Annotated in this window: 15 protein-coding genes; all 15 read left to right on the top strand. The window is 34.7% G+C overall.

Going from position 1 to position 15,967, the window contains the following annotated elements; genetic code table 11:
• The first annotated feature begins 2 nt into the window (after window positions 1–2).
• A complete protein-coding gene (locus M1F14_RS03745; protein WP_181468874.1) occupies window positions 3–1,094 on the top strand; it encodes a polysaccharide pyruvyl transferase family protein in 1,092 nt (363 codons plus the stop codon).
• A gap of 2 nt (window positions 1,095–1,096) precedes the next feature.
• Window positions 1,097–2,089, top strand: coding sequence for a glycosyltransferase family 2 protein (locus M1F14_RS03740; protein ID WP_181468875.1), 993 nt, complete (start codon window positions 1,097–1,099; stop codon window positions 2,087–2,089).
• A gap of 72 nt (window positions 2,090–2,161) precedes the next feature.
• Window positions 2,162–3,418 carry a glycosyltransferase gene (locus M1F14_RS03735; RefSeq protein ID WP_181468876.1) on the top strand — a complete coding sequence of 419 codons (1,257 nt, stop codon included), beginning with the start codon at window positions 2,162–2,164 and terminating at the stop codon, window positions 3,416–3,418.
• A complete protein-coding gene (locus M1F14_RS03730) occupies window positions 3,415–4,614 on the top strand; it encodes a hypothetical protein (RefSeq protein ID WP_181468877.1) in 1,200 nt (399 codons plus the stop codon). Before M1F14_RS03735 ends, M1F14_RS03730 begins: the two co-directional genes overlap by 4 nt.
• The gene (locus M1F14_RS03725; RefSeq protein ID WP_181468878.1) at window positions 4,607–5,410 is read left to right on the top strand and encodes a glycosyltransferase; all 804 of its coding nucleotides are present in this window, start codon (window positions 4,607–4,609) and stop codon (window positions 5,408–5,410) included. Before M1F14_RS03730 ends, M1F14_RS03725 begins: the two co-directional genes overlap by 8 nt.
• Before the next feature lies 1 nt (window position 5,411).
• A complete protein-coding gene (locus M1F14_RS03720; RefSeq protein WP_181468879.1) occupies window positions 5,412–5,954 on the top strand; it encodes a hypothetical protein in 543 nt (180 codons plus the stop codon).
• A 99-nt stretch (window positions 5,955–6,053) separates the two neighbouring features.
• A complete protein-coding gene (locus M1F14_RS03715) occupies window positions 6,054–6,590 on the top strand; it encodes a hypothetical protein (protein ID WP_181468880.1) in 537 nt (178 codons plus the stop codon).
• A gap of 20 nt (window positions 6,591–6,610) precedes the next feature.
• A complete protein-coding gene (gene gmd, locus M1F14_RS03710) occupies window positions 6,611–7,717 on the top strand; it encodes a GDP-mannose 4,6-dehydratase (RefSeq protein ID WP_181468881.1) in 1,107 nt (368 codons plus the stop codon).
• A gap of 46 nt (window positions 7,718–7,763) precedes the next feature.
• The gene (locus M1F14_RS03705; protein ID WP_232370544.1) at window positions 7,764–8,690 is read left to right on the top strand and encodes a GDP-L-fucose synthase; all 927 of its coding nucleotides are present in this window, start codon (window positions 7,764–7,766) and stop codon (window positions 8,688–8,690) included.
• A gap of 14 nt (window positions 8,691–8,704) precedes the next feature.
• Entirely contained in the window at window positions 8,705–9,181 is a 477-nt protein-coding gene (locus tag M1F14_RS03700; protein ID WP_181468883.1) for a GDP-mannose mannosyl hydrolase, read from the top strand.
• Between the two features lie 6 nt (window positions 9,182–9,187).
• Window positions 9,188–10,594, top strand: coding sequence for a mannose-1-phosphate guanylyltransferase/mannose-6-phosphate isomerase (locus M1F14_RS03695; RefSeq protein ID WP_181468884.1), 1,407 nt, complete (start codon window positions 9,188–9,190; stop codon window positions 10,592–10,594).
• A 26-nt stretch (window positions 10,595–10,620) separates the two neighbouring features.
• Complete coding sequence (locus tag M1F14_RS03690) at window positions 10,621–12,051, top strand: phosphomannomutase (protein ID WP_181468885.1); 1,431 nt, start codon at window positions 10,621–10,623, stop codon at window positions 12,049–12,051.
• A gap of 195 nt (window positions 12,052–12,246) precedes the next feature.
• Window positions 12,247–13,401 (top strand): polysaccharide export protein, encoded by a 1,155-nt coding sequence (locus M1F14_RS03685; protein ID WP_181468886.1) that lies wholly within the window; start codon window positions 12,247–12,249, stop codon window positions 13,399–13,401.
• Window positions 13,402–13,406: 5 nt separating this feature from the next.
• Window positions 13,407–13,835 carry a protein tyrosine phosphatase gene (locus M1F14_RS03680; protein ID WP_181468887.1) on the top strand — a complete coding sequence of 143 codons (429 nt, stop codon included), beginning with the start codon at window positions 13,407–13,409 and terminating at the stop codon, window positions 13,833–13,835.
• 35 nt (window positions 13,836–13,870) lie between these two features.
• Entirely contained in the window at window positions 13,871–15,949 is a 2,079-nt protein-coding gene (locus M1F14_RS03675) for a polysaccharide biosynthesis tyrosine autokinase (protein WP_181468888.1), read from the top strand.
• Window positions 15,950–15,967 lie beyond the last annotated feature (18 nt).

Here is a 15,967-nt window from a genome sequence, read left to right as displayed (position 1 = left end):
ATATGAGAATTGGAATTTTAACTCAGCCATTACATAATAACTATGGCGGGCTATTACAAGCATATGCACTACAACATTTTTTAAAAACTTTAGGCCACTCTCCCATTACTGTCGATTTCTCATCTAAAAGAAAACCTAAACTTTGGGGAATTAAGAGAATTGCTATAAATTCAATAAAAAAATATATTTTAAAGCATGATATTAAATTTATCATGCCTATTAACAGCAAAAATACTGAAGAATTTATTACTGAGTATATTGATAAAACGGCAAAAATAGCAACTTTAGATGAACTATCCCTTCTTTCACAATACAACTTTGATGCTTATATAGTCGGAAGCGATCAAGTGTGGAGACCGAGCTATTCCCCAGGAATGTCCGCTTTCTTTCTTGAGTTTTTAGGGGGGGATACCTCAATTAAACGCATATCTTATGCGGCTTCTTTTGGCATTGATAACTGTGATGAATTTTCGCCAGAAGACCTTATCCGATATTCAGCTCTTCTAAAAAAATTTGATGCAGTCGGCGTCAGAGAAGATTCAGCTGTAAATTTATGTGATACTCACTTTGGCGCCCCTTCACAACAAGTTTTAGATCCAACTCTTCTACTGGATAAAGAAGATTACGATAATATTATTCAAAAAAAACCGTCTCCTCCAATCGTTGGGGACATAATGGTCTATGTTTTAGACCAATCAGATGTTAAAAATAAAATAATAACTACAGCTTCTGAAAAACTAGGTCTCATACCACATAATTTCTTAACGGATACATCTAATAATATTTATCCTTCTGTTTCTCAATGGTTAAGCGGATTCTCAAAATCTAAATTTGTTATAACTGACTCATTTCATGGTGTTGTATTTTCAATTATATTTAACAAACCTTTTATTGTTATTGGAAATGAGTCTCGAGGATTAACCCGATTCACCTCTTTATTAAAAACATTTAATTTAGAAAATAGACTCATATCATCACCAAATGAAGTAAATATAATAGATACACCGATAGATTTTTTTGAAGTCAATAAAATAAAAAAAGGAAAGAAAGCAGAATCTATAGATTTTATAATCCGTTCATTAGGTAATACCTAACTATGATAAAAGTATCTGTGATTGTACCTGTATATAATGCAGAAGAATATATTGAACGTTCATTGTTAAGTTTAATAAACCAAACACTAGATGATATTGAAATTATTATTATTGATGATGGCTCTACAGATAACTCATTATCTATGATAGAAAATACAATAAAGAAAAACCCCAAAGTTAATAAAAAAATAAACCTAGTTTCTCGTAATAATAAGGGAGTAGCAGCTACACGATCGGAAGGTGTTTTTATTGCTAAAGGTGAATATATTATTCATCTTGATAGCGATGATTGGGCTGACTATGATTGGCTAAGAATAATGTATGAAACTGCATGTAGTAATAATTCAGATATTGTAATATGTGACTACACTGAAGTATATAATAATAAGCAACTACATAAAACCCAAGAGTGTTATTCATCAAACATAAAAAATATAGACTCTTTACTTCGTGGTAAAATCAGTAATGCAAACTGGAATAAACTAATCAAGAAAGATTTTTTAGTAAAAAATAACATTAACTTTATTGAAAATATTAATATGGGAGAAGATTTTTTATTTTCATTAAAAGCTCTTTACTACACTAATAAAGTGACATACATTTCAAGACCTCTTTATTATTATAATAAAATGAACCAAAGCTCTCTAACACAAAATTACTCTTATAAAGCGTTACTTGATATCACTGAAGTGGTTAAAATTACTGAGTGTTTTTTAAAAGAAAAAAATCAACTATATGATGTTGAAAAAAGTTTAAACTTATTCAAATTAAACATTAGATTACTATATATTATTAGCGCTAGCAATGACCCAAGATATATTAAAAAGGCAATTTCTTTATACCCTGAAACTAATTACTTAATAAAAACAAAAGACAGTCCAAAAATTCTTAATATCATATTTTCTATTCATGAACTTAAATTAGGTTATATAAATAACTTAGTTTGCAAGTTATATTTATTCTACCGTGAACTTAAAAGCAAAGTTAATCGTTAATTTTTTATTAGTGATTAACTTTCAAATTCAGATTAATAAAATCACGTGTTTCAATCAAATTATAGGCTTCTAATGAAAATTAGTATTGTAGCAAATAATGATAGTAAAGGCGGGGCAGCTAGAGCCGCATTTAGATTATTACAGGCGATGCAAGAAAACCATACTGATATTAAGATGTATGTCAGAATGAAGCATTCTGATTATAGCTCAGTAATCGGTCCAAAGACTAACCTTAAAAGATTAGTCAATATGTTTAGAAACCCAGCAAATACTATATTCAACAAAATAAGTAAAAGAGAAAATCTGAATCTTCATTCCAATAATATTTTGCCTTCTAAGTTACATAAATTATTAAATAATAATGATTCAGATATTATTAATTTACACTGGGTAGGCTCCGAAACAATGTCAATACGTGATATCAGCGCTATCTCTAAACCTGTCGTATGGACTTTGCATGATATGTGGGCATTTTGTGGTGCTGAGCACGTTACTCACTACAATGAAGATGCACGCTGGCGAACGGGATATACAAAAAAAAATAGAAACCCCAGCGATCGAGGTTTTGACTTAGACCGATATGTATGGGAAAAGAAATTAAAACTTTGGAAAACACCGATGCATATTGTAACGCCAAGTGAGTGGCTAGCCAATTGTGCAAAAGAAAGCTATCTATTTCAAGATTGGCCGATATCTGTAATTCCAAACCCTATAGACACTAATGTCTATAAACCGCTAAATAAATCCTACTGCCGCAATATTTTAAATTTACCTGAAGATAAAAAAATCATTCTTTTTGGTGCGATCGGCGGGGCAAAAAATCCGAATAAAGGCTTTGATTTATTAGAGAGCACCTTAAAACATCTGCATGCAGATAAAGATATAGACCCTAAAAAAGTAGTATGTGTTATTTTTGGACAAAGTAGACCTGCAAATTTTGACTTAATTCCTTTTGAAACAATTTGGCTCGGTCATATTTATGACGATATCAGTTTATCCTTAATTTATAATTCCGCAGATATTATGGTTGTACCATCACGCATTGAAAACTTTCCTCAATCAGCAACAGAAGCCCAGGCTTGTGGTGTGCCTGTGGCAGGCTTTGATACATCGGGGGTATCTAATGCAATTATTCACAATGAAACTGGCTATCTAGCTGAACCATTTAATACAGTAAGCCTCAGTGAAGGGATAAAAAGCATCTTATTAGATAGTGATTTACTAGTCAAACTAGGAAGTAAATCCGAACAAAGAGCATCTATGCAATGGAACTATCATTCCGTTTCAAGTCAATATAATGACTTATTTAATGAGATAATGTCCAAATGAAGTATAATTCTATTAAAATAGAAAATACAAATATTGTTTGTTTTTTGTTGTTTTTAATAATTTTCATTTTCCCATCCCCTATAATAAATCACTTCCTTTTTCCGGGTTCATATTTATCAATTTTAGCTGCTACTATATGTGTAATTTTATTAGCAAGATCAAATTACCATATTGGTTTTTTTACTACAATAATAAGCTTAGCTTTACTAATTTATTGTATATTCTTAGCTGTTATTATTCAAAATACCATTGTAATATCCTTAATGCTCGGATTACCTCTAACTCTGATAATTTACTCATTATTAGGTGATAAAATAAATCATATTCTAAATGGATTAATTGATGCTGCAACAATATTTTTCACTCTTGGGACAATATGTATTATTTTATCTCTGATATATGCTTATTTCGGAGGTAAAGAATTATTTATTATTGAAAATCCTGATGGTCGATTTGCAAGTTTCTATTTATCTTCACTATCAAATAGCAAACTAGGTGATATAATAAGGCCTTCTTTTATATATGATGAACCTGGTGCCTATTCTTTTTACTTATCATTTATTGCTTTATCTAGAGTTTACTTAAATAAAAACAAATGGGTAACATTAATATTATTGTATGGTTCATTAGTTACATTTAGCTTAACTCACTTAATAATTTGCATTTTATTCACAATTAAACTATTAAACAAAAAACAGTTACTAGTTCTATTAGGCCCTCTTATATTCATTTTTGTTTCATTACTAGCTAGCTTTCAGGATGAACTTGGTTTTTTCATTAATAGACTTAATACGGATTCTGTGCATGAAAACAATAGAACAGTACAACTAGAAAACTTCAAGAGATCCATTGATAGAAATGAAAACATACTATTATATGGAAACTTAGACTGCTTAAATAGGGTTAATAGCCGATGTATAGAAGATGGCGATATAAGTTCATCTCCAGCTACGCCAATATATAGATTAGGAGCACTTGGGCTAATAATACAGCTATCTTTTTTCATGTTCTCAATATGGAATTTCAGACAAAAAAATTGTCTTTTTATTGCTATTATACTAAATTTATTATTATTACAAAGACCTTTTTATACATCTATCTATTACTCTTTTAGTATATTTATACTTATATATTGCTTATTTAATAGTAAGTTAAACTTAACTTCAAAAAATAAAAACCCAGAAAAAAATGAATAAAATAACATACTCTATTATAACTATAAATTATAATAATCATGATGGATTAATTAAAACAACTCAATCAGTTATACCATTACTAAATTCTGGTATAGAGTGGATCATTATTGATGGACTATCATCTGATAACTCTCCTGACTTTATTAGAAACTGCTCATTTGCTAACAAGTATTTGATAGAAAAAGATAATGGAATTTATGATGCAATGAATAAAGGAATTGATATTGCATCAGGTGACTTTATTATTTTCATGAATTCTGGAGATGAATTTCACCCACATTTTTCTTTTGAAAAAATAGATAGTATTTTAGAAAATAAAGATATATCTCAATGTATTATCTACGGTAATACATTGAGAAAACTAAACCATTTATTTTACCTTGATGAAGTTAATGACTCATATGACTCATGGTGGGAAAAAGTGATTCCATGTCATCAGTCTATAATTATTCCTCGTAATTATATGGTACAGAATAAATTTGACATAAATTACAAAATATTCGCGGATCGAATAAATGTGCAATCAGCTTTTTATTCACTCAAAACACACATCAACATAAATGAAACCATCAGTATTTATGAAGTAGGTGGAGTATCGAGTATTGGGGCAAAGACATTCTCTAAACTAAGAGTTTTTATTAATGAGTTCATTGATGTTAACTCTAGAAACCTCAATACTCTATCCAAGGTAAAATTAAAAACAAAACTTTATTTTAAATATACAATCATTAGGTTAATTGGTTATAGATTGTACTACGGATTAGTTTACGCTATAAAGTCAGCAAAAAAGAAATAAAATGAATAAAAAATATAATTTTGCATTTGAGGTCTCAGACAACATTGCTCAACATGGACATATGCTACCTCTATTACGTGAATGTTGTAACGACCCTTCTATTTCAGTCACTCTTTACACAAATAAAGAAGAAAACATTTTGTTTTTAAAAAAACAATACTTAGAGCATTATCAATGTGAGCAAATTGATAATGTCAGTATTCATATTTTCAAAGACAACAAACTCAATAGAATAAAAAGAACAACTTTATCTTTAATTAATTCATTACATATTCATAAAATAACACCTATTATTAGAAAACTTTTTCTAAAAGTAAAATCGGCTAAGACCACTGAAGATTACTCTTTATTCTATAAAAAAAACTCCAGTTTTTTTCTTTCTCAAGATATCGTATTAACAACTGAACTAAAAGGTAGTTCATGGCTATTAAATTCACCTGTAAAACTAGTTTGGTTACTTCATGGAATAATATCTAATGATAATCCATACTTTAAAAACTGGCTGTGCGACATTGTTGTGTCACCACAAGTAAACTTAGAATAAAAACTGAAAGAAAGAACAACAGTAGCCCCAAATACTATATTTTACAAAAATGCATACCTTAAAAAAGAAATTATTAATGATTATAAAAATACAAAAAAATTGTTTAATAATGATAATCCTGTAGTCGTTTACAATCCTCATTGGGATAATGGTTTAAACCAGTCATCATGGTTTAATTATGGATTAGACATTCTTGAATTTTTTAAAAAAAACAGCCAATTCAATTTAATTTTTGCCCCTCATTTACTATTAGATAAATTTTATAAAATTAAGGTACCTCAAGATTATATAAATGCCCCCAATATCATTATTGATTTAAACTCACCTAATTTAACTAATGGCGCATATATTGGTCATGCAGATTTTTATCTTGGCGATGTTAGCAGTCAATTTTTTGAATTCGCATTGTGTAATAGAGCAATAAAACCAATTTTTATTAATTGTTCTAAAATGGATTGGGAAAAAAAACCTATTTACTCATACTGGGGCACAGGCTCCGTTATCAATGATATTGATAAATTGTGCTCTGCAATAGAGAACGCCACGCCCAAAGATGATGGTTTTATTGAATTTTTCCATCATATTCCAGATAACCAATCTAAGATTTTATTAGATTTTTTAAAAAGTAGTTTATAATTATTTATAGGAATTATATTGTGAAAACAGCTTTAATTACAGGTATAACAGGCCAAGACGGCTCTTATCTCGCAGAATTTCTTTTAGAAAAAGGCTATGAAGTTCACGGTTTAATTCGTAGGGCCTCCTCTTTTAATACGGAAAGAATTGACGCTGTCGTTAATAATAGTGATAAAATTAAATTACACTATGGTGATTTAACTGATACCTCAAACTTAATCCGTTTAGTAAAGGAAATCCAACCAGATGAGATTTATAATTTAGGCGCCATGTCACATGTGGCTGTATCTTTTGAATCTCCTGAATATACCGCTGATGTTGATGCTATCGGAACATTACGTTTATTAGAAGCTATTCGTATTAACGGTCTAGAAAAGAAAACTCGTTTTTATCAAGCATCCACATCGGAACTTTATGGTGAAGTTCAAGAAATTCCACAAAAAGAAACCACACCTTTCCACCCTCGTTCACCGTACGCTGTGGCGAAAATGTACGCTTATTGGATTACTGTGAACTACCGTGAGTCATACGGAATGTATGCTTGTAATGGTACCTTATTTAATCATGAGTCCCCGCGTCGTGGTGAAACGTTCGTTACACGTAAAATCACGCGTACTATTGCCAATATTTCACAAGGCTTAGAGCAGTGTCTATATTTAGGTAATATGGATGCTTTACGTGATTGGGGGCATGCAAAAGATTACGTTCGTATGCAATGGATGATGTTACAACAAGATCACGCTGATGATTTCGTTATTGCTACAGGCAAACAAATTTCCGTACGTGAATTTGTACGTATGTCTGCTAAAGAGGCAGGAATTGAGCTCTCATTTAGCGGAGCTGGTGTAGAGGAAATTGCAACCGTTACTAGCGTAAATAATACACTGGCACCAAATGTAAATGTCGGTGATATCATAGTTCGTGTTAGTCCAAAATTCTTCCGCCCAGCAGAAGTTGAAACCCTTCTAGGTGATCCTTCTAAAGCAAAAGAAAAATTAGGTTGGGTACCGGAAATCACTGTGGAAGAAATGTGCTCAGAAATGGTTGCATCTGATATAGAAAAAGCAAAACAACATGCTTTACTTAAAGCAAATGGATTTGATGTTGCTATTTCTTTAGAGAATTAAGGATCACTCCGTGAAAAAAAGAGTTTTTGTTGCTGGCCATAATGGCATGGTTGGCTCAGCAATAATTAGACAATTACAAAATCGTAACGACATTGAATTAATAACAAAATCGCGCCACGAGTTGGATCTCACAAGCCAAATGGCTGTTGATAGTTTCTTCGAACAAAGCAAAATTGACGAAGTCTATTTAGCAGCTGCCAAAGTTGGTGGCATCCACGCAAATAATACCTATCCAGCAGATTTCATTTATGAAAATTTAATAATGGAATGCAACATTATCCATTCTGCTCATAAACATAATGTTCAACATTTACTGTTTTTAGGTTCATCTTGTATTTATCCAAAGTTAGCAGCACAACCAATGTCTGAAGATGCACTATTAACGGGTATTCTTGAATCAACCAATGAACCTTATGCAATTGCAAAAATTGCTGGTATCAAACTTTGTGAATCATATAACCGACAATACGGGCGTGATTATCGTAGCGTTATGCCAACAAACCTATATGGTGAAAACGATAATTTCCACCCAGAGAACTCACATGTTATTCCTGCGTTAATGCGCCGCTTCCATGAAGCTAAATTGAATAATGACGAAGAAGTCGTTGTTTGGGGTACAGGAACACCTATGCGAGAGTTTCTTTATGTCGATGACATGGCTGCGGCCTCTGTCTATGTTATGGAGTTAAATACAGAAACATACCAAGCAAACACCCAACCAATGTTATCCCATATTAATGTAGGCACAGGTGTCGACTGCACAATTCGTGAAATGGCTGAAACCATGGCTAAAGTTGTTGGCTTTAAGGGAAGAGTGACATTTGATAGCACTAAACCTGATGGAACCCCAAGAAAATTAATGGATGTATCTCGTTTAAAAAATCTAGGCTGGACATACTCAGTCGAGCTTGGAAATGGGTTGAGTAAAACTTATCAGTGGTTCCTGCAAAATCAACATAATTTTCGTAAATAACGGACCAAATAAATATGGCGCAGCGATTAGCATTAGATACATTTAAAACTATCGTTGCATCTACCCCTTTAGTTTCTATTGATCTGGTCATTTGTAATTCAAAAAACCAAGCATTGTTAGGGCTACGAAACAATCGTCCCGCTCAAGGTTATTGGTTTGTGCCAGGTGGGCGTATTTGCAAGGATGAAACATTTGATATTGCGTTTCAGCGTTTAACGTTTGGTGAACTTGGTATCGACTATAATATCAATAACGCAAAGTTTATTGGCCATTACCAACATCTTTATCAGGATAATTTTTCTGATGATAATTTCTCAACCCATTATATCGTTTTAGGATATTTAATAAAAGAAGATCTTGACCTAAATAAATTACCTTTGGAACAACATAGAAATTATCGATGGTGGAATATCGATGAGCTTCTTAATTCCTTCGAGGTCCACGATAACACAAAAGCCTATTTTATCAATAATCATCTAAATCTACGGTAAATTATCATGTTATTGCCTGTTATTATGGCGGGAGGCTCAGGTAGCCGTTTATGGCCACTTTCTCGTAGTCTATACCCAAAGCAGTTTATCAGCCTAACTAGCAAAAAAACAATGTTGCAAGAAACTGCGGCGCGGCTGAAAACATTACAACATCAGCCTCCAGTATTTATCTGTAATGAAGAACATCGTTTTATTGTTGCTGAGCAATTACGACAAGAAAATGTAAAACACAGTGGCATCATCTTAGAACCTATAGGCCGTAATACAGCTCCTGCCATAGCACTAGCAGCTATTAGGGCAATACAAAATGGAAACGACCCTTTATTATTGGTTTTAGCTGCAGATCATGTCATACAAAACCAAACAGAATTTACTCATTCTATTGAAAAAGCCATTGAGGCAGCTGAAAAAGGTGCTTTAATTACTTTTGGTATCGTTCCAATAGCACCTGAAACTGGGTATGGTTATATTAAAAAAGGCCCCCCAGTTGGTAGTGCAACTTATCACGTCGAACGCTTCGTTGAAAAACCAAATTTAGCGACCGCTGAAAGCTACCTTTCAAGCGGTGAATATCTATGGAATAGCGGTATGTTTCTCTTTAAAGCATCCTGCTATCTGAATGAATTAAAAAAACACTGCCCAGAAATTTTAAATATATGCGAGCAAGCAATCAATAATTCACAAATTGATTTAGATTTTATTCGTATACAGCCTAATATTTTTAATTCATGCCCTGATAATTCAATAGATTATGCTGTCATGGAAAAAGCAGACAACGTCCAAGTCGTTCCAATGGATGTAGGCTGGAGTGATGTTGGTTCCTTCAGCTCACTTTGGGAGGTTTCCCCTAAAGATGTTCAATCTAATGTAATTATTGGTGATGTTCTAACTGAAAGTACAACAAATAGCTATATTTATTCTCAAAATAAACTCGTATCTACTGTAGGTATTGATAATTTAGTCATAATTGAAACTAAAGATGCCGTGCTAGTTGCCAATAAAAACAATGTTCAAGATGTAAAAAGTATTGTTACTCAGTTGAAAAATGCTGGTCGCTCCGAATGTGAGCAGCATCGAGAAGCCTACCGTCCATGGGGAACTCACGACGATATTGCTGAGGGACAACGCTTTCATGTTAAACACCTAAAAGTAAAACCGGGTGAAAAGACAGCACTACAAATGCATTATCATCGCGCTGAGCACTGGGTTGTTGTACAAGGTACTGCACAAGTCACTAATGGTGATAAAATATTCATACTGAGTGAAAATGAATCAACTTATATTCCTATTGGCTCACCGCACCGAATAGAAAACCCCGGTAAAATTGACTTGCATTTAATCGAGGTTCGCTCTGGTAATTATCTACATGAAGATGACATTATTAGATTAGAAGAATATGGAAAAAGTTGTTAATCAACTTAATTAGATGGCTCTATATTATGATGAATTGTTCTAACACAATAAAAACCTCTGGTATACAATTTGGTACTAGTGGCGCACGTGGTTTAGTCTCTCAATTTACTGAGGAGTCCTGTGCTGCATTTACCCATGCATTTATTAATAGCATCAAAAGCAAATTTAGTTTTGGCCAAATAGCCATCGCCATAGATAATCGCCCAAGTAGTGAATTTATTGCGATTGCTTGTATAGAGGCAATAAAGCAACAAGGAATAGAGCCTCTATATTACGGGGTAATTCCAACACCTGCCCTTGCATATACTGCTATGAAAAATAATATTCCATGCATCATGGTAACGGGCAGTCATATTCCTTTTGATAGAAATGGCCTCAAATTTTATCGTCCTGATGGTGAAATCACTAAAGTTGATGAAGTCGCTATTTTAAATAACAACTCTCAATTTGAAATTCCTAATGTAACCTTACAGCACTTATCAATAGGTACCTTAGCAACTGAAGAATATCTAACCCGTTACTTATCTATTTTTAATGAGAATTTATTAACTGGTAAGCGAATTGGTATTTATGAGCATTCTAGTGCAGGACGTGATATATACCCGACTCTATTTAAAAAACTCGGTGCTGAAGTTATTTCTCTAGAGCGTAGTGATCAATTTGTCCCTATTGATACTGAGGCTGTATCCGAAGGAGATAAAGTAAAAGCAAAAAACTGGGCAAAATTGTACAATCTTGATGCTATTTTTTCTACTGATGGGGATGGAGATCGCCCACTTGTTGCTGATGAAAATGGTGAATGGTTACGAGGGGATATATTGGGTTTGTTATGTGCATTAGAGATGAACATAGAAGCACTAGCAGTCCCTGTTAGTTGCAATACGATCATTGCATCTCATAAATCTTTTAAGTGTGTAAAACAAACTAAAATTGGCTCACCTTATGTCATTGAAGCATTTACTGATTTAACTAAAGACTATAAGAACATCGCAGGGTTTGAAGCTAACGGTGGTTTTCTTTTAGGATCTGATATTGAAATAAATGGCAAACAATTGTCCGCACTACCAACTCGAGATGCCGTTTTACCCTTCTTAATGTTGTTATCAGCCGCCAAAAAAAAAGGCATCGCTCAATTAGTTAATTCATTGCCACAACGCGTAACCTATAGTGATAGAATACAAAATTTCGCAACGGAAAAAAGTAAAGCTATCATAGGAAAAGCGAAAGAAAACCCAACGTATTTATTGCAACATTTAGGTTTTGGTAATGACTCATTGTTGGACCTAAATACAATTGATGGACTCAGAATGACATTGTCAAATGGCAATATTATTCATCTAAGACCGTCAGGTAATGCTCCTGAATTAAGGTGTTATGCCGAAGCTGATGATCACCAAACCGCGCATTCCATCGTGCAGAAATCATTAAAGAACATTAAAACTTTCTCTGAAATTTAATCTATTGGTTCACTTACGCTAATTTATTTAGCACTTCTCATTGCGATAAATTATCTTATAATAATCGCGATTTTTGCCAAATTTCGGCCATCAATATAAACTACTTTCATTTGTAGTAATTATGTATAAGTGGGAATAATGATACCCATCATCACTTATATCTTATCTAATCATTTTTTATCATAGGATGGTACCGTGTTTAGGAAGCCTTTCCCACTTACACTATTAACAATCAGCATATTACTTACAGGCTGCACCATCACCCCCGGTGCCTATATGTCAACCTCAGGCAAAAATGTGGTTGATACCGGTGACCGTGATATTACTAAATTGGTGGATATCTACCCCATTTCACCAAAACTCTTGGACGATATGTACACCGCTCCGATTATTGCTAAACCAAATTCTCAGTTAGAAAAACAGCTCACTAACTATGAGTACCGTGTAGGTGCAGGTGATGTATTAACCATTACGGTATGGGACCACCCTGAACTGACCATCCCTGCTGGTTCTTATCGTAGTGCACAAGACTCGGGTAACTGGGTACATTCAGATGGCACCATCTACTACCCGTATATTGGTAAAGTCAAGGTCATAGGTAAAACGGTAACAGAAATCCGTACCCTGATCAGCAACCGCTTAGCCACCTATATTGAATCCCCACAAGTGGATGTCAGCATTGCCGCCTTCCGCTCGCAGAAAATGTATGTATCAGGTGAAGTGGCAAAACCGGGTACTTTGCCAATTACTAACGTGCCGCTAACTATTTTAGAAGCCTTTAATAATGCGGGCGGTTTAACCGAAAAAGCCGATTGGGATAATGTAGTTTTAACACGTAATGGCAAGGAAATTAAAATTTCACTGCAATCCCTTGTGCAATATGGGGATTTAACCCAAAACCATTTAATGTTATCAGGTGATGTACTGTATGTGCCGCGTAATGATAACCAGAAAGTGTTTGTGATGGGTGAAGTCGGCCAACCAACTACCCTTACCATCGACCGTGCAGGCATGAGCATCACCGAGGCACTTAGCAAGGCAAATGGAATTAAGCAAGAAACAGCCCAAGCTACAGGTGTATTTGTTATTCGCCCAATTAAGAGCCAGCCAGCAGAAGATAAAGAACTCGAAGCACTATTACCGAAAAAAATGGCCGCGGTATATCAGTTAGACCTATCAGATGCGACATCGCTTGTAATGGGTACTGAATTTAAACTACAGCCTTATGACTTAGTGTATGTTACCGCTGCTCCTGTAGTACGTTGGAACCGCTTGATTACCCAACTGTTACCAACTATCGCAACTTATAATCAGTTAACCGAAGGTACCAAGCGTATTCACGACTGGTAATCGATATGTTTAATAATATTCTCGTTGTTTGTATGGGAAATATCTGCCGCTCTCCTACGGGGGAGCGTTTATTACAACAGTATTTTCCCGAAAAAACCGTCCATTCCGCGGGCATTATTGCTAAAAATGATAGACCCGCGTATGACAGTGCCATCCGCATTGCACAGCAACATAGCCTTTCTTTGGAAAACCATCAGTCCCGTCGTTTAACTAGCGAATTATGTAAAAAAACCGACTTAATCCTAGTGATGGAAAATGACCATATTGCTAAAATCCACCAATTGTTTCCTGAAACCCGTGGCAAAGTGATGTTGTTTGGCCAGTGGATTAATAAAACCGAGATCCCTGACCCCCATAAACGCAGTGATGAAATGTTTGAACATGTTTATCAGTTAATGGAAAAAGCCGCGATTGCTTGGCAAGGAAAAATTTAATTTTATTTATTGGATGACTAAACATTTAACCTATTATGAACACAACAAAAAATAGCTCCCCTGCCTCAGATGAAATCGATCTGCTCGCTCTGTTTAAAGTTTTGAAATCCAATACCATTAAAATTGGGTTTTTTACTGTTATTTTTGCAGCCATTGCCATAGCCTATAGCCTACTCGCAACACCAATTTACCAAGCTAATGCTACATTACAATACGATAAATTAGGTCAGGTATCATTACTTGACCAAATGAGCGATGTAATGCCATTTGGAAATAGCAATAACCAAGTGGATTCAGAGATTGAAGTGATTAAATCCCGCATGGTGTTGGGTAAAACGGTTGCAGACTTGAACTTAGATACGCAAGCCGCTCCTGAGGGCTTCCTCAATAAGTTGCTGGGTAAAGTTGCGCCTATTGATATTGCCCTATTTCAGCTACCTGAAAGCCTGATTGGTCAGCCATTTACATTAACCTATTTGGGGGATGGCCAATACTCCTTAAATATTGATGGACAAGTATTGCAAGGCAAAGTGGGGGAAGTGCTACAACAAGGTGAGATTAGCTTATTGATCTCAAGCTTTACTGCAGAAACTGGCGAGGAATTTACTTTAGTTAAAAATGCCCGCTACTCGACGATTGAAGACTTACGTAATACCTTAACCATTGCTGAAGTGGGCAAAGGGACAGGGATTATCAGCTTAGCGATTAAAGGGGCAGATAAAACCGAAAATGTTAAAATCCTCAATAGTGTTATCCAAAACTATGTCGACCAGAACACTGAACGTAAAAAAGAAGTCACTAATAACACCTTAGTGTTCTTAGAAGGCTACTTACCGACCATTAAAAAGAAATTAGATAACTACGAAAACCAACTTAATACGTTTCGCAAAAAGAATGAGTCTATTGACCTCTCCTTAGAGGCTAAATCTGCCCTTGATAGCGCATTACAAGTGGAAGAAAAACTCAATGAGCTGACATTTAAAGAAGTGGAAATCCAGCAACTGTATACCCGTAACCACCCGGCTTATCAGTCATTACTCGATAAACGCCAACAACTGTTACGGGAAAAAGAAAAGATCAGCAAAAATATTCAAAAATTGCCGAATACCCAACAAGAAATAGTGCGTTTAACCCGTGATGTTGAGTCTGAGCAAGCTATTTACACTCAGTTGGTGGCTAAACAACAAGAACTCAGCGTATTAAACTCCGGTATCACTGCGGATGTGCGTATTATCGACTCCGCTGAATCACAACCAAAACCTATAGCTCCGAAAAAATCACTAATTGTTGCCCTAGCCACTATCCTTGGCTTTATTATCGGTTGTGCGTATGTGATAGCCCGCGAGTTCTTTAATAATAAGATTAAAAGTACTGAAGATATCGATGCGCTCGGGATTAATGTCTATGCCACTATCCCTTTCTCTACCCATGAGAAAAAACTGATTGAAGCAGGCAATAAAAGCCCATTGGCAATAGAAAACCCAGCGGATACTGCAGTAGAAGCAATTCGTTCCTTACGCACCAGTGTGTATTTTTCGGTGATGAACCAAGGTAACAACCTAGTTATGGTCACCAGTGCCTCACCCGGTGTCGGGAAAAGTTTTGTTACCTCCAATATGGCGGTGGTACTGGCTAACGCAGGTAAGAAAGTGTTATTAATCGATACCGACTTACGCAAAGGCCGTTTGCACAAAGCTTTCGGGTTAAATAATAAAGCTGGGTTATCTGAGTATTTATCTCAGTCTAACCTAGAGTCACCCACCATTCACTCTAATGTAATTGAAAATTTAGATGTGATTTGCCGTGGTAAAAATGTCACTCACTCCTCTGAGTTACTAATGAGCGAGCGCTTTAAACAGTTGCTTGATAAAGTCAAAAACCAATACGATATTGTGGTGATCGATACCGCCCCAATCTTGGCGATTACGGACTCAGCCATTATTGGTAAATATGTTGGCACCTCGTTATTGATTGCTTTCTATGGTGTGAATACCGTGAAAGATGTGGATTTATCACTGAAACGCTTTAAGCAAAATGATATAGAAATCACCGGTGTGATACTCAACGGTATTGATGCAAGGTCTGACGACTATAACTACCACTACGAATATTAATTAACATCCAGGGATAAC

Origin of the sequence: Providencia sp. PROV003, assembly GCF_045040775.1 — a bacterium.
GTDB classification, from domain to species: domain Bacteria; phylum Pseudomonadota; class Gammaproteobacteria; order Enterobacterales; family Enterobacteriaceae; genus Providencia; species Providencia huashanensis.
The sequence above is the reverse complement of the archived record's forward strand: the minus strand, read 5'-3'. Positions and strand labels throughout refer to the sequence as shown.